The organism is Barnesiella sp. WM24, from assembly GCF_004570975.1.
Taxonomy (GTDB): domain Bacteria; phylum Bacteroidota; class Bacteroidia; order Bacteroidales; family Muribaculaceae; genus Muribaculum.
The window spans coordinates 243,293-260,555 of the sequence record NZ_SPPC01000001.1 but is presented as its reverse complement, the minus strand read 5'-3'; the positions used below and the strand labels follow the sequence as shown (position 1 = coordinate 260,555).

General features: G+C 48.9%; 19 protein-coding genes and 5 tRNA genes. 19 read left to right on the top strand and 5 right to left on the bottom strand.

What is annotated here, in order from left to right; all coding sequences use genetic code 11:
• Positions 1–20: 20 nt before the first annotated feature.
• From E4T81_RS01180 to E4T81_RS01165, 4 genes are read left to right on the top strand one after another with little or no spacing between them, the layout of a single operon-like run.
• Positions 21–941 (top strand): hypothetical protein, encoded by a 921-nt coding sequence (locus E4T81_RS01180; RefSeq protein ID WP_135040722.1) that lies wholly within the window; start codon positions 21–23, stop codon positions 939–941.
• Between the two features lie 6 nt (positions 942–947).
• Entirely contained in the window at positions 948–1,673 is a 726-nt protein-coding gene (locus E4T81_RS01175) for an MgtC/SapB family protein (RefSeq protein WP_135040720.1), read from the top strand.
• A 46-nt stretch (positions 1,674–1,719) separates the two neighbouring features.
• Positions 1,720–4,011: a cation:proton antiporter gene (locus tag E4T81_RS01170; RefSeq protein ID WP_135040718.1), complete on the top strand. Its 2,292-nt coding sequence runs from the start codon at positions 1,720–1,722 to the stop codon at positions 4,009–4,011.
• A gap of 38 nt (positions 4,012–4,049) precedes the next feature.
• Positions 4,050–4,925, top strand: a complete 876-nt coding sequence (locus E4T81_RS01165) for a DMT family transporter (protein WP_135040716.1) — start codon at positions 4,050–4,052, stop codon at positions 4,923–4,925.
• Between the two features lie 12 nt (positions 4,926–4,937).
• Here the strand turns inward: E4T81_RS01165 and E4T81_RS01160 are convergent, their stop codons facing one another.
• The 3 genes from E4T81_RS01160 to E4T81_RS01150 are packed head-to-tail and all read right to left on the bottom strand — an operon-like array spanning position 4,938 to position 7,062.
• Positions 4,938–5,633, bottom strand: a complete 696-nt coding sequence (locus tag E4T81_RS01160) for a metal ABC transporter ATP-binding protein (protein ID WP_135040714.1) — start codon at positions 5,631–5,633, stop codon at positions 4,938–4,940.
• Entirely contained in the window at positions 5,614–6,486 is an 873-nt protein-coding gene (locus E4T81_RS01155) for a metal ABC transporter solute-binding protein, Zn/Mn family (RefSeq protein ID WP_135040712.1), read from the bottom strand. The genes E4T81_RS01160 and E4T81_RS01155 overlap by 20 nt, the downstream gene beginning before the upstream one ends.
• 45 nt (positions 6,487–6,531) lie before the next feature.
• On the bottom strand, positions 6,532–7,062 hold the full coding sequence (locus E4T81_RS01150) for a GNAT family N-acetyltransferase (RefSeq protein WP_135040710.1): 531 nt from the start codon (positions 7,060–7,062) through the stop codon (positions 6,532–6,534).
• A 142-nt stretch (positions 7,063–7,204) separates the two neighbouring features.
• Here E4T81_RS01150 and E4T81_RS01145 point away from each other — a divergent pair, with 142 nt between their 5' ends.
• The 4 genes from E4T81_RS01145 (at position 7,205) to E4T81_RS01130 (ending at position 10,242) form a co-directional block, all read left to right on the top strand.
• A complete protein-coding gene (locus tag E4T81_RS01145) occupies positions 7,205–7,675 on the top strand; it encodes an Lrp/AsnC family transcriptional regulator (protein WP_135040708.1) in 471 nt (156 codons plus the stop codon).
• A gap of 56 nt (positions 7,676–7,731) precedes the next feature.
• A complete protein-coding gene (locus tag E4T81_RS01140; RefSeq protein WP_135040706.1) occupies positions 7,732–8,511 on the top strand; it encodes an inositol monophosphatase family protein in 780 nt (259 codons plus the stop codon).
• A 120-nt stretch (positions 8,512–8,631) separates the two neighbouring features.
• Complete coding sequence (gene trpS / locus E4T81_RS01135) at positions 8,632–9,723, top strand: tryptophan--tRNA ligase (RefSeq protein WP_135040704.1); 1,092 nt, start codon at positions 8,632–8,634, stop codon at positions 9,721–9,723.
• 120 nt (positions 9,724–9,843) lie between these two features.
• Positions 9,844–10,242, top strand: a complete 399-nt coding sequence (locus E4T81_RS01130) for a DUF4234 domain-containing protein (protein WP_135040702.1) — start codon at positions 9,844–9,846, stop codon at positions 10,240–10,242.
• Positions 10,243–10,317: 75 nt separating this feature from the next.
• Here E4T81_RS01130 and E4T81_RS01125 read toward each other — a convergent pair whose 3' ends face one another.
• Complete coding sequence (locus E4T81_RS01125) at positions 10,318–10,878, bottom strand: gamma carbonic anhydrase family protein (RefSeq protein ID WP_135040701.1); 561 nt, start codon at positions 10,876–10,878, stop codon at positions 10,318–10,320.
• A complete protein-coding gene (locus E4T81_RS01120) occupies positions 10,878–12,674 on the bottom strand; it encodes an aminopeptidase P family protein (protein ID WP_135040699.1) in 1,797 nt (598 codons plus the stop codon). The genes E4T81_RS01125 and E4T81_RS01120 overlap by 1 nt, the downstream gene beginning before the upstream one ends.
• Positions 12,675–12,952: 278 nt before the next feature.
• On the opposite strand from E4T81_RS01120, the gene E4T81_RS01115 reads away from it, so the two are divergent.
• From E4T81_RS01115 to rplJ, 11 genes are all read left to right on the top strand, one after another.
• Positions 12,953–13,026: transfer RNA gene (locus tag E4T81_RS01115), tRNA-Thr, on the top strand.
• 10 nt (positions 13,027–13,036) lie between these two features.
• Positions 13,037–13,119: transfer RNA gene (locus E4T81_RS01110), tRNA-Tyr, on the top strand.
• Positions 13,120–13,125: 6 nt separating this feature from the next.
• Positions 13,126–13,198, top strand: a tRNA-Gly gene (locus tag E4T81_RS01105).
• A 14-nt stretch (positions 13,199–13,212) separates the two neighbouring features.
• Positions 13,213–13,284 (top strand) — tRNA-Thr (locus tag E4T81_RS01100).
• A 96-nt stretch (positions 13,285–13,380) separates the two neighbouring features.
• Complete coding sequence (gene tuf / locus E4T81_RS01095; protein ID WP_135040698.1) at positions 13,381–14,565, top strand: elongation factor Tu; 1,185 nt, start codon at positions 13,381–13,383, stop codon at positions 14,563–14,565.
• A 38-nt stretch (positions 14,566–14,603) separates the two neighbouring features.
• A tRNA-Trp gene (locus E4T81_RS01090) sits at positions 14,604–14,679 on the top strand.
• A gap of 11 nt (positions 14,680–14,690) precedes the next feature.
• Positions 14,691–14,885 (top strand): preprotein translocase subunit SecE, encoded by a 195-nt coding sequence (gene secE, locus E4T81_RS01085; RefSeq protein ID WP_135040696.1) that lies wholly within the window; start codon positions 14,691–14,693, stop codon positions 14,883–14,885.
• Between the two features lie 19 nt (positions 14,886–14,904).
• Positions 14,905–15,465, top strand: a complete 561-nt coding sequence (gene nusG, locus E4T81_RS01080; RefSeq protein WP_135040694.1) for a transcription termination/antitermination protein NusG — start codon at positions 14,905–14,907, stop codon at positions 15,463–15,465.
• A gap of 62 nt (positions 15,466–15,527) precedes the next feature.
• Positions 15,528–15,971, top strand: coding sequence for a 50S ribosomal protein L11 (gene rplK / locus E4T81_RS01075; RefSeq protein ID WP_135040692.1), 444 nt, complete (start codon positions 15,528–15,530; stop codon positions 15,969–15,971).
• 15 nt (positions 15,972–15,986) lie between these two features.
• Positions 15,987–16,682 carry a 50S ribosomal protein L1 gene (gene rplA, locus E4T81_RS01070; RefSeq protein WP_135040690.1) on the top strand — a complete coding sequence of 232 codons (696 nt, stop codon included), beginning with the start codon at positions 15,987–15,989 and terminating at the stop codon, positions 16,680–16,682.
• Positions 16,683–16,701: 19 nt separating this feature from the next.
• Entirely contained in the window at positions 16,702–17,226 is a 525-nt protein-coding gene (rplJ, locus tag E4T81_RS01065; RefSeq protein ID WP_135040688.1) for a 50S ribosomal protein L10, read from the top strand.
• Positions 17,227–17,263 lie beyond the last annotated feature (37 nt).

Sequence of the window (17,263 nt, the reverse complement as noted above, 5' to 3'; positions counted from 1 at the left end):
GCGGAAAAATTGCGCGATTTATGGAAGAAAACGAAAAGAAATCCAATTCACTGTTTAAGGTAGTTATAATCCTTGGCATACTGCTTGCTGCAGCAGTCGTGGCTATAATCCTGACCACAACGACAATGAGCAAGAAGGTCAGCGAGGCGACACTCGCCAACGAGCAGCTTCAGCTTACCAACGAGCAGCTTCAACTCGCCAATGAGTATCAGGCGTTGAACACAGAGTATGCTCAATATGAAAACCAGTCGCAGCTTCTTGTCAACGACTCGCTTGTGTCAAAGTATGCGGCGGCAAAGAGCAAGGTAGAGAAATTGCTTCAGGAACTTAACTCAGAGAAGAAAAAGAGCGCACAACGCATCAAGCAGTTGCAGGATGAGATAGGCACGCTGAAAAACATACTCCGCCATTACGTGACTCAGATCGACTCTCTCGGCAAGGAAAATGAAGGCTTGCGCGCCGAGGTAGCCGAGGTGCGTCAGCAGAATCAGCAGCTTTCCAATCGAGTGGCAACCGCGACACGCCGTAACGAGGAGCTGTCGGAGCGCATGACGCTTGCCGAAAAGCTTAATGTGACCGGTGTGAGCCTGGTGGCATTGAAGAAAAACGGCAAGGTTGAAAAAAATGTCACCAAGGCAAAGCAGCTTCAGGTGTCGTTTACCATTCCACAGAATAATTCGACACCCGTCGGAGAAAAGACAATATATCTGCGCATCACTAATCCGGAGGGCTCGCTGCTCGGAGCCGGTGGCGCCTTCTCGTTTGAGGGCGGCACGGTGCAGTGTACGGCGCGCAAGACTATCGAATATTCCGGCGAGGAAATCCCCGGCATCCATATCTACTGGGATGTCAACACCACTCTCACTCCCGGCGACTACACTGTAGAGCTATTTGCCGACAATTACCGTCTTGCGTCACGACGTTTCACCCTGCGAAAGTAAATCACGATGACTGACGTGTGGGGCATATTGCTTGACGACATCAACGCGATTGAGGTCAACAATGTTTCATCGGTGTTCAAGCTGGTGCTCAGCCTTGTGCTCGGATGTTGCGTGGGGTTTGAACGCAAGCGCAAGGGGCAGATAGCCGGTGTGCGCACATTTGCCCTGATTTCAATGGGAGCCACGCTTGCCATGCTGCTTTCAATCTATGTGCCTCAGGAATATCTCGGGCTGAAAAACGGCGACCCGGGACGTATAGCGGCACAGGTAGTGACCGGTATCGGTTTTCTCGGTGCGGGAGCCATAATCCAGATGAAAGGATCTGTGCGCGGACTCACCACAGCCGCCGGCATATGGATGGTGGCGGCTATAGGTATGGCTGTCGGTGTGGGGATGTATTTCCTTTCGATAGTGGCTACGGCGCTGATACTTGTGATACTTGTGTTTGTCGAGCGGTGGGAACACCGTATAAGCGCCGGGGTGGAGTCGCGCATAATCCGCCTCAAGCTGTCGGCTATAACAGAAAATATCGACGGGTATCGCGAAGTGTTGAGCCGTCATCACGTGCATCTCAGCAATGTCTATGTGGAGTATGATTACGAGGCGGGCGTGACGCGGCTGAATCTTGTGGTACTGGTGAGGGAGCGGACCAACTATCTTGACCTTTTCGCCGACCTTAGGCAGGTGAAGCCTACACTCGCCATATCGCTCGGCAATCAGGTGAGCATCTAAACTGAAAAAGAACGGTAATCTATAAAAATATATATCAGGCGACGAAATGACGCTATCACTTATACTTGCATTAATATCGGCGGCAGGCGGCGACACCGCAGCCGCTTCAGAGACTATTTCTGACGTTCAGGTGGAGAATCTTGTGTCGGATCTCGCGTTTATACTGATACTCGGGGCTATTGTCACGGTGCTTTTCAAGTGGCTTAAACAGCCTGTCGTGCTCGGTTATATCGTGGCGGGATTTCTTGCAAGCCCGCATTTCGAGTATCTCCCGTCGGTCACGACCGAGAGCAACATCGAGTTTTGGGCGCAGCTCGGTATCGTGGTGCTGCTCTTTTCGCTGGGTCTTGAGTTCAGCTTCAAGAAGCTCCTTAATGTAGGCGGCTCCGCAGTTGTCACGGCGCTCATAATCGTCATGGGCATGATGGCGTCGGGGTTTGCGATCGGGCATTTCCTGCATTTCTCCAATATGAACAGCCTTTTTCTCGGAGGGATGTTGTCAATGTCGTCGACCACAATTATCATAAAGGCGTTCACTGACCTGAATCTAAGGCAGAAAAAGTTTGCGTCACTTGTATTTGCCGTGCTTATCGTCGAGGACCTCTTTGCCGTGTTGATGATGGTGATTCTTTCATCGGTTGCAATCAACAAGAGTGTCGAAGGGACGGAGATGCTTTTCAGCATAAGCAAGCTTGTGTTTTTCCTTGTCATCTGGTTTCTTGTCGGGGTCTACATGCTGCCTACGCTTCTCAATGCCATACGCCGTTATCTTAACAACGAGACCCTGCTCATCATCTCTCTCGGACTTTGCTTCGGGATGGCTGTATTCTCGGTCTACTGCGGATTTTCGCTTGCCCTCGGCGCGTTTGTCATGGGCTCGATAATAGCGGGCATCAGTTATGCGGAGCGTATCGAGCAGATAGTGACACCGGTTAAGGACCTGTTTGGAGCCGTGTTTTTCATCTCTGTCGGCATGATGGTGGACCCACATATAATCGTTGAATACGCGTCGCCGATTCTTATCCTGTCATGTGTCGTGATTGTGGGCATGATAACGTTTGGCACATTCGGCATGCTCATCACGGGGCAGTCGCTGCGCATAGCGATGGAGTCGGGATTCTCGCTTACCCAGATAGGTGAGTTTGCGTTTATCATCGCCTCGCTCGGTATGTCGCTCGGGGTGCTCGACCCCAATATCTATCCTATAGTCGTGGCGGTATCGGTGATAACCACGTTTACCACCCCATACTTCATACGCATTGCCGACCCCGCCTACAAGCTTGTCGAGAAGGTGTTGCCCAAGCGGCTCCACTTCCTTATCGACCGCTATAGCGACAAGGCTGCGTCGGAAAGCGAGACGCGCACACTCTGGCACTCGGTGTTGAAGCGCTATCTGTGGCGCATATTGCTCTATTCGACAGTGATAATCGCGATTATCCTCGTGTGTCTAAAATTCCTGCTTCCGTGGCTTGTCGGGATTATGCCCGGCTGGGGCCGCTTCTTATGCAGTGTCGTGGCTCTTGTGCTGATGGCTCCGTTTCTGCTGGCACTTGCCATGCCCGCCTCGAAGCATACGGAACGCCAGCGGCTTATCTCGGCAAACGCTCATTTTGACGTGCCGCTCATTGTGATGACGATATTCCGCCTTCTGCTTTCCCTCGGCTTTATAATCTACATGCTGAGTGCCGTCCACTCGATGCGTGTGGGCTGGATTGTCGGCTTCCTCATATTCATGGTGCTTATCGGTACATGGTCGGGACGATTTAAGAAGCAGATGCGTCACATTGAGTCGCGCTTTTTCAACAATCTTAATGAACGCGAGCTGCGCCGTAGCGGCAAAAACAATAATCTTGTGAGCGACCTGCATCTTGCTTTTATCGAGGTGGGCTACGGATGTCCGTTTGTCGGCGAGCGGCTTGTAGACTCCGACATGCGCAAGCGTTACGGGGTCAATGTCGCCAGCATACAGCGTGGAGCCTCCTATATCCCGGTGCCTAACGGAAACGAGCGCATATTTCCCGGCGATGTGCTTGGCGTGATTGGTACTGACAGCCAGATTGAACAGTTGCTGCCGATACTGGAGCAGTCCAATGAAGAAGAGGCTCCCACGGTCAGCATAAGTGATATAAAACTTACCAACATACAGCTTACCGACAAGTCGCCTATCGTAGGGAAGACGTCGGCGTCGGCACAGATACGTGACAAGTACAAGGCGCTGCTTGTGGCTATACAGCATCCTGACGGCACTTATGACCACCCGACAGGTAATACGGTGTTTAAGGCCGACGATGTGCTCTGGCTTGTAGGAAACCAGAAGCTTCTTGACGCTCTTAAATAATACAGCGGTTGAGGTAAGTTAATGTAAAATACAGGAAGATGTGGATATTGCTTGCTGTCGTGTCGGCTCTATGTCTTGGCGCCTACGACATATTTAAGAAAATCTCTGTTGACGGCAATAATGTGCCGGTAGTGCTGTTTTATAATACGCTTTTCAGCGCGTTGCTCATGTCGCCCGTGCTTGTCATCGGTATTGCCGGCGACGGGTTGATACTCGGCGGCGGTGTTACAGGTCATGTCCATATATTGATCAAGTCATTCATCGTGCTGTCGTCATGGCTGCTTGGTTATTTCGGACTGAAGCATCTGCCGCTTACTATCGCCGGACCTATCAACGCGGCTCGACCGGTGATTGTGCTTGTCGGTGCATTGCTGATCTTTGGCGAGACGCTTAACTGGCTTCAGTGGGTAGGTATACTACTCGGTTTCTGGTCATTGTTCTTTATAAGCCGCCTGGGAAGCAGGGAGGGATTTTCATTCAAACACAGCAAGTGGCTGTGGTTCAGCATAGGGGCTACGTTTATGGGGGCTGTCAGCGCTTTGTATGACAAGTGGCTTCTGAAACTTTACGAGCCACTTCAGGTGCAGGCTTGGTACTCCTTTTATCAGCTTATCATCATGGGGGTCACGCTGTTGCTTGTCATCAGGATGACGCCGGGCAAGACGCGCTTCCGCTGGAGCTGGGCGATACCGTTTATCTCCGTATTTCTTACGATTGCCGATATAGCATATTTTTACTCGCTATCGATTGATGGCTCCATGATTGCCGTTGTTTCGATGATACGCCGCGGCAGCGTGATTGTGTCGTTTATCTACGGAGTGTTTGCGCTTCACGAGAAGAATATAAAGCTCAAACTCATCGACCTGTCGGTGCTTCTTCTGGGTCTGCTCTTTTTGGTGCTCGGCAGCAGGTAGAAAACGGTGTTGTCAACAGTCACACGCATCGTGGGCGTAATGACGCGAGGCGTGACACTCCTGCAGGCTGTGGTTGATAATCAGGTGGCGGTTTGCCATGCCTGCTATAGCCGACATTTCGTGAGACACGAGGATGATGGTTGTTGTGGGCGCGAGCTCTTCGATTATATGGTATAGCTTATGCTCGTAATCCTTGTCAAGATAGCTCAGGGGCTCGTCCATTACCAGGACTTCGGGACGCGAGATTATAGCCCTTCCGATCAGCGCCCGTTGCAACTGTCCGCCTGAAAGCTCGCTTATCGCATTGTCGGCATGGTCGGAGAGCCCCATCAGTCTTATCGTGTCGTCTATGCGGCGCATCCGTTCTTCTTTTGTGATGTCGGGGGTGTTCATCAGTCCGAAGGCGGTGACTTCTTTTACAGTCACCGGAAAGCTGCTGTCGATAAGATTCTTTTGAGGCAGGTAGCCTATGCGCAGGCGTTTTCCGCTGCCCTTGTCTCCAAGATATGTCACTGACCCTTTGGACGGGTCGAGCAGTCGCAGGATTATGCGCAGGAGGGTGGTTTTCCCTCCGCCGTTGGGGCCGGTTATGGCTATGAAGTCGCCCCGGCATATGTCAAGGTTTATGTCGTTTAGAGTGACCTTGCGGTCAAATTGCATGGTCACGCCGCGTAGCGAAATGAGTGTTTCAGTGTTCTGCGATTGCATTTGCGATATTGTATATTTCTTTGTCCCAGTTATAACTTAGCGGATTTATGTTTACCATTGTCGCTCCTATCTGCCGGTTGGCTGTCTCGGCTTGGCGGGAGTCAATCTCTTTCTGATAGAAAACGACGCGGGCGCCTGAAGTGCGAGCTGAATCGACAGCTTCCTGCAGCATGTTGACTGAGGCTTCTTTCCCTTCCGGGCTCAGCGAAATCTGATGAAGCCCGTAGTCACGTGCGAAATAGCTTAGCGAGGGATGCCACACGACAAATGACTCACCACGCTTAGGCGCAAGCAGCGAGTCAATGCTCGAATCAAGCGAGTCGAGCGACTCAAGCACCTTGAGGTAATTGCGCGAGTAAGTGTCTTTATGCTTGGGGTCAAGATCGCTCATCGCGTTATACATGTTTGTCGCTATGATTCTTGCATTTTTGACCGAAGTCCATGTGTGGGGGTCGGGGGCGTCGGCATGCTTGATGTCGCCGTGGCTGTGAGTGCCTGTTATAAGTTCGATGCCTTCGGAGTTGTTATAGATTTTCAGGGCGGGGTTATTGTTGTGTACCTTGTTGATAATGGCGCTCTCAAAGGGGATGTTTCCCATGCGGAAATAAGCCTTGCTTGATTCAAGATTAAGCAGATGGGTCATTGCTGGGTCGTAGGATTCAGGGTTGGCTCCGTTGGAGAGCAGGCACTTGACTTCCCACTTGTCGCCGGCTATTTTTTCAAGAAAATATTTCTGAGGCTGGATGCTTACAGTTATGGTAGGCTTATTGTCAAGATTACGGTTGCAAGCCGGCAATACCGCTCCAAGTAAAAGCAACGCTATTGGTAGATATCGGGTGATTATTCTCTTCATAGGTGTATTGAATATTGGCGTTATGCAAAATTAGTAAAAAAACGTCTACTCCGCATTGTACACATGGCGATATAGGAGCCGGCGCGCTGTCTCAGGGTCAAGGTCGCCATGAATCATCAATGTCATCGGCAGCGATGCCAGTCCCGGAGAGTAGGGGGGCTGGATGTAGTGGAAGTCTTGCCTGTCGCGGAAGCCGTGTCGGCGGTAAAATTCGATTCTGCGCCGCGCCAGGTCGCCGGTGTCGGCTGTCTCTACCTCAAGCACTACCGGGCGGGTGGCTGAAGACGTGAGTTTGTTTAGTGCCTTCGACCCTATTCCGGAGCCGCGAAATGCTTTGTCGGTAGCAAAATGCTCGATATAGATGGCTTCATGAAACTCCCAGACGGTTATAAAACCGACAAATTGCGAGTCGGCAAGGATAGAAAATGCCTTGAAGAAACCGTTGCCGGTGGAAATCAGTTTTTTAAGTTCATCCCACGGACGGCGTTCGTCAACGGGGAATGAATCCTCGTATATCTCCTTGAACTTGTTGAGGTTCAGAGTGGTTAGCTGTATGTGGCCAAGCGTGACGTTCATTTCACAAAGTTAAATTAAAATTAAATTACAATATAAATTTAACCGAAAAAACTCAAAAAAAATAATTTTATTGTGTAAATTTGCTATCGTGATTGATTAAAAGTTTAATAAAGTATAAACAACAACCTTAAAATATTAGTTTATGGCTAAGGCTCAATTAGATTCTTTAGACTACAAAATTTTAAAGACATTGTCCACCAATGGACGAAAACCGTTTCTTGAAATAGCGCGTGAGTGTAATGTGTCAGGGGCGGCAATCCATCAGCGTATACAAAAACTTATGGCAATGGGTGTGCTCCGTGGCTCTGAGTGTCTTATCAATCCTGCTTCGGTAGGTTATGACACTTGCGCCTATATCGGATTTTTCCTCAAGGACCCGAGTAAATTTGATGAAGTAGTGGAGCGTCTGCGCGCTATCCCCGAAGTGGTGGAGGTTCACTTTACGACAGGTCAGTATGACATGTTCATAAAGCTGTATGCCCGCAATAATGACCACTTGCTTCACATCATCCACGAGCAGCTTCAGGGTCTCGGCCTTGCCCGCACTGAATCGCTCATCTCGTTTAAGGAAGTGTTCAAGCGTCAGCTCCCAATTGAAGAGAAGCAGGATTAAACAAATTGGCTGTAAGAGATATTTTATATAGAGACTGCTTTAATTAATTGACCTATATGAATTACTCTTCCTTATTGCTCGACGCGATGTCTTGGGCGCGTGAGGCGGGGGCGGTGCATATGCGCTACTTCCGCGGCTCGGAGCTTGACATAAAGTCGAAGCTGAATGACAGCGATGTTGTGACTGCCGCCGATAAGGCTGCTGAAAAACTGCTTATCGACCATATACGGAGCGCTTATCCCGGTCACTCGATTCTCTCGGAGGAGTCGGGCGAGGAGTTACATGAAAGCGACTACCGGTGGGTGATTGATCCTCTTGACGGGACCACCAATTTTAGCCAGGGTCTGCCATTGTTTTCCGTGTCTATCGGCATTGAACATAATGGAGAGACTGTGGTAGGGGTAGTGTTTGCTCCTTATATGAATGAGCTTTTTCATGCTGTGAGAGGCGAAGGGGCATGGCTTAACGGAGAGCGAGTAAGGGTTTCTGGAAAGTTATCGCTTGACCAAAGTGTCGTCGCTACAGGATTTCCTGTCGATAAGGATTCCAATCCCGACAATAACCTTGACAACGTGGCGCGTATTATGCCGCGTGTGCGCGGGCTCAGGCGCCTTGGCTCTGCGGCAATCGACCTGTGTTACGTTGCCGCCGGATTCCTTGACGGTTACTGGGAGCTTAATCTGCACGAGTGGGATGCAAGCGCCGGGCTGCTTATCCTTGAAGAAGCAGGCGGAAGCTATACTCACTTCCGGGCTGACCGTAATATTTCGGTGCTTGCCGCGACTCCGGCAATACATGACATCCTTCTCCCGATGCTTTCTACCGGAAAGCTTTAAGACACGATAGGATTAAAACTATTTTGCTCGGCAGCCGGAAATTTCCGGTTGCCGGCTTATTTTTAAGCCGTATATATAGAAAAATGTGTAACTTTGAGGCAAGAAATAAAATATTGAATTATGGAAAAAATCATATTGACAGGCGACCGTCCTACCGGTAAACTTCATTTAGGCCACTATGTAGGCTCGCTTAAACGTCGAGTTGAGTTGCAGAACTCGGGCGAATTTGACAAGATATTTGTCATGATAGCCGATGCGCAGGCGCTTACCGATAATGCCGATAATCCGGAGAAGGTGCGTCAGAACATAATCGAGGTTGCGCTTGATTATCTGTCGGTGGGTATAGACCCGTCAAAAACCACTATCTTCATTCAGTCGATGGTCCCCGAGCTTACGGAGCTTGCTTTCTATTATATGAATCTTGTGACAGTCTCGAGGGTGCAGCGTAATCCGACTGTGAAGACAGAGATAAAGATGCGCAATTTCGAGCAGAGTATTCCTGTCGGTTTTTTCTGTTATCCTGTAAGCCAGGCTTCCGACATAACGGCTTTCAAGGCTACTACCGTTCCTGTCGGTGAGGATCAGGCGCCGATGATTGAGCTTACGAGAGAAATCGTCAACAGATTTAACAACATATATGGCGATACTCTTGTAGAGCCTGAAATCCTGTTGCCTGAAAATGCAGCTTGCCTGCGTCTGCCAGGCACTGACGGCAAGGCAAAGATGAGCAAATCTCTTGGTAATTGCATCTATCTTAGCGATACCGCAAAGGAGATGGCTAAGAAGGTAAAGGGCATGTACACCGACCCGCTTCATCTGAATATCTCCGATCCGGGTCATCTTGAGGGCAACTGCCCGTTTATCTATCTTGACGCGTTCTGTAACGACGGGCATTTTGCCAAGTATCTGCCCGATTATAAGAATCTTCAGGAGCTGAAGGATCATTATACGCGTGGAGGTCTTGGCGACGGTACTGTTAAAAAGTTCCTTATCAACGTGCTTGACGAAGAGCTTGTGCCCATCCGTGAGCGCCGCAAGCAATGGGAGCAGGATATTCCTGCGGTATATGAGATACTGAAAAAGGGTTCGGAGGAAGCTCGCGAGGTTGCCGCTAAGACGCTTCATGAGGTCCGTGAGGCGATGAAGATAAACTATTTTGACGATGCTGAGCTTATAAAGCAACATTCAGAAAAATACAGTTCGGTTAAATAGTGTTAATTATGCTGCAAAATCTTCCTGGGATGTCATAGATTGTATAATGAATGGTTATATTTGTGAAAATCTATTATCATTTTAACCACTGCCTTAAAGGAGAGGCATTATCCAATCATTATGCTATGTACTAATAGAGGATTTTGGAAGACATTTTTTCTGAACCTTGTAACATTCGGACTTTACAACTGGTATTTGATCCACTCTTTTGCCAAGGAGACTAACATTGCCTGCAAGGATGACGGCGAGTCTACTTCCGGACTTGTGACCTATCTTTTGCTTAATATCATCACCTTGGGAATCTATGGTATCATATGGACTTACAAGTGGATTAACCGGTGTAACCGCTATCTTTATAAGAATGGTGAGATAGGTGGTCTTCAGGCGTCAACTTATCTGCTTACCATTTTCTTGTTTGGTCCGTTGACTTTAGGCATTATGTATCTTGTGGTTTTCTGCAAGTCGCTCTATCTCCAGAATGCCGTTAATAGGGTTCACAATCAGCTATCAGCCGCTTGATGACTGAATGAAATTATTAAAGCGGGGCTCACCTTCAAAGGTGAGCCCCGCTTCATGTTTACGGTCGCTGATGTCTTACTGTCTGCCTTCTTCAGCGGCGACGCCTGCGTCGTTGTCGGCTTCGGCATCATACCATGTTGAATACATAAGATAGTTCTTGGCGATCTTTCGGTTCATTTCCTTGCTCTGTTCCGGGTCTACCATCTTGATGAATTTTGCCGGCGCACCGCCCCATAGCTCGTTGGGTCCTATCTGGGTGCGGGAGAGCACTACGCTTCCGGCTGCGACAAGCGCGCCTTCGCCTACGACTGCATCGTCCATTACGACGGCTCCCATGCCGATGAGCGCGAAATCATGGATTTTGGCGCCGTGGATGGTGACGTTATGTCCGATTGACACGTCATCACCGATCTCGATAGTCGACTTCTGGTAAAGTGTGTGAAGCACCGAGCCGTCCTGGATATTGACACGATTGCCGATTTTTATCGAGTTTACGTCGCCACGCAGTACGGTGTTGAACCAGATGCTGCAATCGTCGCCCATCACTACGTCGCCTATTATTGTGCAATTGTCGGCGAGGAAGCAGTTTTTGCCTATTTCAGGAGTATATCCTCTGACTGATTTTATTAGTGCCATTACTGAATGTCTTTAGTTAAAGGAATAGTCTTTTTTTCAAGCCACTCACATTCCTGCTTGTTTAGCTCGGGAGAAAGAGTGTCATAAACTCGCTTGTGGTAAGCGTTGAGCCAGCATATCTCCTCTTCCGTCATGATGTTTACGTCAAAGAGCTTGATGTCAAACGGGAACAAGGTGACGGTCTCGAATTTGTAGAAGTTGCCAAACTCTGTGGTAAACGCGGGGACGGTCAAGATGAGGTTTTCACAACGGATACCATATTTGTCAGTGATATAAAGTCCCGGTTCGTTGGACGTGAGCATTCCCGGCACAAGGGTGGCAGGATTCTCGTTAAGGCGAATGTTCTGAGGACCTTCGTGTACGTTAAGGAAGTGTCCTACTCCATGACCTGTCCCGTGAAGATAGCTTTTGCCTTCGTTCCACAGGAAGTGGCGGGCGAGCGCGTCGAGCTGCGATCCGCGCGTTCCTTCGGGGAATATTGCGGAGCCAAGGGCTATGTGACCTTTCATCACAAGGGTGAAGTCGTGGCGCTCATCTTCTGTGGGCGATCCGAGCGCTATCGTGCGCGTAATGTCGGTGGTGCCGTCAAGATACTGCGCTCCCGAGTCTATGAGCAGGAGTCCGTCGGGTTCTATCGTGGAATCGCTTTCAGGCGTAGCCTCGTAGTGGACGATAGCCCCGTGACCGCGATAACCGGCGATTGTGCCGAAGCTGTCGTCAAAATAGAGCGGCTGTTCGCTGCGTCGGCGTGTGAGGATTCTTCCCACCTCCATCTCTGTCAAGGTTTTTCCTTCTGAAAGCATCTGCTCGATGTCCATCATCGCTCTGACGAGAGCTACTCCGTCGCGCTTCATTGCCGCGTGAATCCCGGCAATCTGCACTTCGTTTTTAACGCCTTTCATCAGAGGGATAGGCGATTTCTCTGTCACCATGCGGTTGCCGAGCGGGCTTGCCATTGCGCTTGATGTAGATGCCGGGTCAACGAGAACCTTTTCTGTCTCAGGCAGCCGGCTCAAGAATGTAGCCACGCCGTCATATGGAGCGGTGGAGATTCCGTTGGCGGTAAGATATGCGTTTGTCTTGTCGTCGAGCTTGATTTCGTCAATGAACAATGTGGAGTTTTCTTTGCCAAGATATAGAAAAGCCGTGACGACAGGATTGTATTTTACGTCGCTTCCACGCAGGTTAAGAGTCCATGCGAGTTCGTCAAGAGCCGACACAAGTATTGAATCAGCTCCTTTTTGGTTGATGGCGTTAAGGATTTTTGAGATTTTGTCGGCAGTGGCTTCTCCTGAGTATTTAAGTTCATGGATAAAAGCCTTATTTGCCGGGAGAGCCGGGCGGTCGGTCCAGATGGCGTCTGCCGGACGGAATGTTGTGTCGAGTTCTATGTCATGGGCATTCAGCTCCTTGCGGAGGCTGTTCTCGGCGTTTATCGAGAATTGCATCCCGTCAATGCCTACGGTCGCCCCGGCAGGCAGGCTTTTGATGATATATTCCGATATTTCCGGAGTGCCGGGGATGCCTTCCTTCATTAATTTTATGCCGGTCCCTTCAAGCTGCTGCGCTGCCTGGAGGAAGTAGCGGGAGTCGGTCCACAGGCATGCTTCCTCTTTGCCGACCACCAATGTGCCCGCCGAGCCGGTGAATCCGCTGAAAAAACCGCGGAGATGCCAGTGGCTTGACATGTATTCACTCTGATGAGGGTCGGCGTGGGGGATGACGGCTAAGTCTACGCCGGCTTTATCCATCTCTGCACGCAGAGCCTCCAGTCTTGATTTGATATCTGTTTTCATTATATAATATGTATATATTTTGATTGATTAATGCAAACATACAAAAAAATATCGAGTTCGCTTGCTGAATATAGAAAAATATGTGTAACTTTGCACTCGCAAAGCAGAGGCTTTGTTGTCTGAATTGACTTAATGAGAAGAATAAAAGCCATTTGGCGTTTAAAATGCTAAAACGGATGAAAATTTATCGTTAAAAATTTGGATAGAATAAAATTGATGCGTAACTTTGCACCCGCTTGACAGTCATAACGGCGGTTAAGCGACAAGATACTCAAAATGCCTCTTTAGCTCAGTTGGCCAGAGCACGTGATTTGTAATCTCGGGGTCGTTGGTTCGAATCCGACAAGAGGCTCAAAGGTATCGGGCGAATACCAGAGTGGCCAAATGGGGCAGACTGTAAATCTGCTGGCTTATGCCTTCGGTGGTTCGAATCCATCTTCGCCCACATAATGCGGAAGTAGCTCAGTTGATAGAGCATCAGCCTTCCAAGCTGAGGGTCGCGAGTTTGAGCCTCGTCTTCCGCTCAAAGGAAAACAACGCCAATGTAGCTCAGGGGTAGAGCACTTCCTTGGTAAGGAAGAGGTCGCGGGTTCAAATCCCGCCATCGGCTCTGATTTGCAATGAATGCCTCGGGGGCGAATACGCTTTCGTGGCGCTTTGTTGAAAAAGATAATTTTAATCACAACACAATAAAATAACAATAGTTATGGCTAAAGAGAAATTCGAAAGAACCAAACCGCATGTTAACATCGGTACTATCGGTCACGTTGACCACGGTAAGACCACTCTGACTGCAGCTATCACTAAGGTGCTCGCTGAAAAGGGTCTTTCTGAAGTTAAGTCATTCGACCAGATTGACAACGCTCCCGAGGAAAAGGAACGTGGTATCACAATTAACACTGCTCACGTTGAGTATGAGACTGAAAATCGTCACTATGCTCACGTTGACTGCCCGGGACACGCCGACTATGTGAAGAACATGGTAACCGGTGCTGCTCAGATGGACGGTGCAATCATCGTGGTTGCTGCAACTGACGGTCCTATGCCCCAGACTCGCGAGCACATCCTTCTCGCTCGTCAGGTGAACGTTCCCCGTATCGTTGTGTTCCTGAACAAGTGTGACATGGTTGACGACGAAGAAATGTTTGACCTTGTTGAGATGGAAATGCGTGACCTTCTTTCTTCTTACGAGTATGATGGCGACAACACTCCTATCATCCGTGGTTCTGCTCTTGGTGCGCTTAACGGCGAGCCTCAGTGGGTAGAGAAGGTAATGGAGCTTATGGCTGCCGTTGACGAGTGGATTCCTCTGCCTCCCCGCGATATTGACAAGCCTTTCTTGATGCCTGTTGAGGACGTGTTCTCAATCACCGGTCGTGGTACTGTTGCTACAGGTCGTATCGAAACTGGTATCGTTAAGGTAGGTGACGAAGTTCAGATCATGGGTCTTGGTGCTGACCTCAAGTCGGTTGTTACCGGTGTTGAGATGTTCCGCAAGCTCCTCGATCAGGGTGAAGCCGGTGACAACGTAGGTCTTCTTCTCCGTGGTATCGACAAGAAGGATATCAAGCGTGGTATGGTAATCTGTCACCCGGGAGTTGTTAAGCCTCACAGCAAGTTCAAGGCTCAGGTTTATATCCTGAAGAAGGAAGAAGGTGGTCGTCACACTCCGTTCCACAACCACTACCGTCCCCAGTTCTACATCCGTACACTTGACGTGACCGGTGAGATTACTCTCCCCGACGGAGTGGAGATGGTAATGCCCGGTGACCACGTTGCTATCAACGTTGAGCTCATCAACCCTGTAGCTTGTGACCTCGGTCTCCGTTTCGCTATCCGTGAAGGTGGTCGCACCGTAGGTTCTGGTCAGATTACTGAAATCCTTGACTAATAAATAAACTCGGGGGTGTCTCTGACACTCCCCGATATACGGGACTAGCTCAGTTGGTAGAGCACCGGTCTCCAAAACCGGGTGTCGGGAGTTCGAGTCTCTCGTCCCGTGCCAAAGTATAAGAAATGAAGAAATTAAAATTGCTTACGGATATACAGGAGTCTTATACCGAGCTTCGATATAAGACTTCTTGGCCTACCAAGACCCAGCTGATCAAGAGTAGCTGTATAGTGCTTATTGCTTCCATAATTATAGCGCTTATAATACTTGTATTTGATCAGATAATCGACCACTTCATGCATTTTATTTACGGTCTTTAAGATTTAAAACGTAGTCGCAATGGCTGAAAGAAAGAAAGAATGGTATGTGCTTCGCGCCATATCAGGAAAAGAAGCTAAGGTTAAGGAACTTCTTGATGCTGCAATCAAGAACACAGACTTAGGCAACTACGTGTTTCAAGTCTTGATTCCTACAGAGAAAGTGGTTACAACGCGTAACGGGAAGAGGGTTGTAAAAGAACGCAACCTTTATTCCGGCTATGTGTTTATAGAGGCTGATCTTCAGGGCGAGGTTATGCATGAACTTCGCAACACCACCAACGTGATTGACTTCCTCGGAGGAAGGGGTAAGGGCTCTGCTCCGGAACCTCTCCGCCAGAGCGAGGTTATGCGCATGTTAGGTGCTGCTGATGAGATTAACGATGCTAACGATGACGGCTTTGGCGACTTCCTTGTCGGCGAGCATGTGAAGGTGACATTTGGACCGTTCAGCGGTTTCAACGGCGAGATTGTAGATCTTGACCCGGAGAAGCGCAAGCTGAAAGTTGAAGTGAAAATCTTCGGTCGTAGCACACCTCTTGAATTGGAGGCTTCGCAAGTAGAGCGGGAATTGGCTAAATAACGGTTACGAGTTATGTAAACCGGTTATCCGCACGTTTAACCCAACAAAATTTGTATTAAAAAATGGCTAAAGAAATTGCTGGACAGATCAAATTGCAGATTAAAGGTGGAGCAGCAAATCCATCGCCGCCAGTAGGTCCCGCTCTGGGTTCTAAGGGCATCAACATCATGGAGTTTTGCAAGCAATTCAACGCCCGCACCCAGGACAAGGCAGGCAAAGTGCTTCCGGTAGTAATCACTTACTTTACCGACAAGAGCTTTGACTTCATTGTAAAGACTCCTCCGGTAGCTATTCAGCTTCTTGAGGTGGCTAAGCTCAAAAGCGGTTCTGCAGAGCCTAATCGTAAGAAGGTGGCAGAAATCACTTGGGAGCAGGTGAAGGCGATTGCTGAGGACAAAATGCCCGATTTGAACTGTTTTAATGTTGAGTCGGCAATGCGCATGGTTGCCGGTACAGCCAGAAGCATGGGTATCACCGTAAAGGGGGCATTCCCTGAAAATAACTAATAAACTTCAATTGACATGGGTAAACTTACTAAAAATCAAAAGTTGGCTTTACAGAAGATTGAAGCTGGGAAGGCTTACTCTTTGGCTGAGGCTACAGAGAAGGTAAAGGAAGTAACCTATACCAAATTTGACGCTTCGCTTGATATCGATGTACGTCTTGGCGTTGATCCCCGTAAGGCTAATCAAATGGTACGCGGTGTCGTTACTCTGCCTCATGGAACAGGCAAGCAGACTACCGTATTGGTTCTTTGCAACCCCGACGCCGAGAGCGCTGCCAAGGCTGCAGGTGCCGATTACGTAGGACTTGATGAATATATTGAGAAAATCAAAGGTGGATGGACTGACGTTGATGTAATCATCACCCAGCCCGCTATCATGGGTAAGATTGGAGCCCTCGGACGTGTCCTCGGACCCCGCGGCCTCATGCCTAACCCCAAGAGCGGAACTGTTACCAACGATGTCGCTAAGGCGGTTGAGGAGGTAAAGAAGGGTAAGATTGACTTCAAGGTTGACAAGAACGGTATTGTTCACTCTTCAATCGGCAAGGTGTCATTTACACCCGAGCAGATGCGTGACAATGCACGTGAGTTCATCAACACGTTGATTAAGCTCAAGCCTGCTACTGCAAAGGGTACCTATATTAAGAGTATTTATCTTTCGAGCACAATGAGTCCCGGTATCAAGGTTGACTCAAAGTCAATCGATGCTTAACCCTAAATGACTAAGTAAAATGAAAAAGGAAGATAAAGGTATTATTATAGAGAAAATAGCGGAAACCGTTAAGGAATATCCCTGCTTCTATCTTGTTGAGACCGCAGGTCTTGACGCAGAGAAGACAAGCGACCTCCGCCGTGCCTGCAGCAAGGCTGACATTAAGCTTCTTGTTGTAAAGAATACACTTCTCCACAAGGCTCTCGAGTCACTTGACTATGACTATTCAGAGCTTTATCCCTGCCTGAAGGGTGCAACCTCTGTGATGTTCTCACATGTAGGTAACGCTCCTGCAAAGCTCATCAAGGATGTGCTTAAAAAGGATAAGGAAGCTCAGCTTCCCCGCCTGAAGGCTGCATTTGTGGAAGAGACTGTTTATGTAGGCGCTGACCAGCTTGACACCCTTGCAAGCATCAAGAGCAAGAACGAGCTTATCGCTGACGTTGTGGCTCTTCTACAGTCACCCGCCAAGAACGTGGTTTCTGCCCTTACTTCGGGCGGTACCAAGCTTCACGGTATCCTTGAGACACTCTCCAATAAATAATCAATCATTTAAGAAAAATAACTCAATTAAATCATAC

Excerpts from the sequence above, each read along its gene's own strand:
- E4T81_RS01180 (WP_135040722.1), top strand. The coding sequence starts at position 21 with ATGGAAGAAAACGAAAAGAAATCCAATTCACTGTTTAAGGTAGTTATA.
- E4T81_RS01175 (WP_135040720.1), top strand. The coding sequence starts at position 948 with ATGACTGACGTGTGGGGCATATTGCTTGACGACATCAACGCGATTGAG.
- E4T81_RS01170 (WP_135040718.1), top strand. The coding sequence starts at position 1,720 with ATGACGCTATCACTTATACTTGCATTAATATCGGCGGCAGGCGGCGAC.
- E4T81_RS01165 (WP_135040716.1), top strand. The coding sequence starts at position 4,050 with ATGTGGATATTGCTTGCTGTCGTGTCGGCTCTATGTCTTGGCGCCTAC.
- E4T81_RS01160 (WP_135040714.1), bottom strand. The coding sequence starts at position 5,633 with ATGCAATCGCAGAACACTGAAACACTCATTTCGCTACGCGGCGTGACC.
- E4T81_RS01155 (WP_135040712.1), bottom strand. The coding sequence starts at position 6,486 with ATGAAGAGAATAATCACCCGATATCTACCAATAGCGTTGCTTTTACTT.
- E4T81_RS01150 (WP_135040710.1), bottom strand. The coding sequence starts at position 7,062 with ATGAACGTCACGCTTGGCCACATACAGCTAACCACTCTGAACCTCAAC.
- E4T81_RS01145 (WP_135040708.1), top strand. The coding sequence starts at position 7,205 with ATGGCTAAGGCTCAATTAGATTCTTTAGACTACAAAATTTTAAAGACA.
- E4T81_RS01140 (WP_135040706.1), top strand. The coding sequence starts at position 7,732 with ATGAATTACTCTTCCTTATTGCTCGACGCGATGTCTTGGGCGCGTGAG.
- trpS (WP_135040704.1), top strand. The coding sequence starts at position 8,632 with ATGGAAAAAATCATATTGACAGGCGACCGTCCTACCGGTAAACTTCAT.
- E4T81_RS01130 (WP_135040702.1), top strand. The coding sequence starts at position 9,844 with ATGCTATGTACTAATAGAGGATTTTGGAAGACATTTTTTCTGAACCTT.
- E4T81_RS01125 (WP_135040701.1), bottom strand. The coding sequence starts at position 10,878 with ATGGCACTAATAAAATCAGTCAGAGGATATACTCCTGAAATAGGCAAA.
- E4T81_RS01120 (WP_135040699.1), bottom strand. The coding sequence starts at position 12,674 with ATGAAAACAGATATCAAATCAAGACTGGAGGCTCTGCGTGCAGAGATG.
- tuf (WP_135040698.1), top strand. The coding sequence starts at position 13,381 with ATGGCTAAAGAGAAATTCGAAAGAACCAAACCGCATGTTAACATCGGT.
- secE (WP_135040696.1), top strand. The coding sequence starts at position 14,691 with ATGAAGAAATTAAAATTGCTTACGGATATACAGGAGTCTTATACCGAG.
- nusG (WP_135040694.1), top strand. The coding sequence starts at position 14,905 with ATGGCTGAAAGAAAGAAAGAATGGTATGTGCTTCGCGCCATATCAGGA.
- rplK (WP_135040692.1), top strand. The coding sequence starts at position 15,528 with ATGGCTAAAGAAATTGCTGGACAGATCAAATTGCAGATTAAAGGTGGA.
- rplA (WP_135040690.1), top strand. The coding sequence starts at position 15,987 with ATGGGTAAACTTACTAAAAATCAAAAGTTGGCTTTACAGAAGATTGAA.
- rplJ (WP_135040688.1), top strand. The coding sequence starts at position 16,702 with ATGAAAAAGGAAGATAAAGGTATTATTATAGAGAAAATAGCGGAAACC.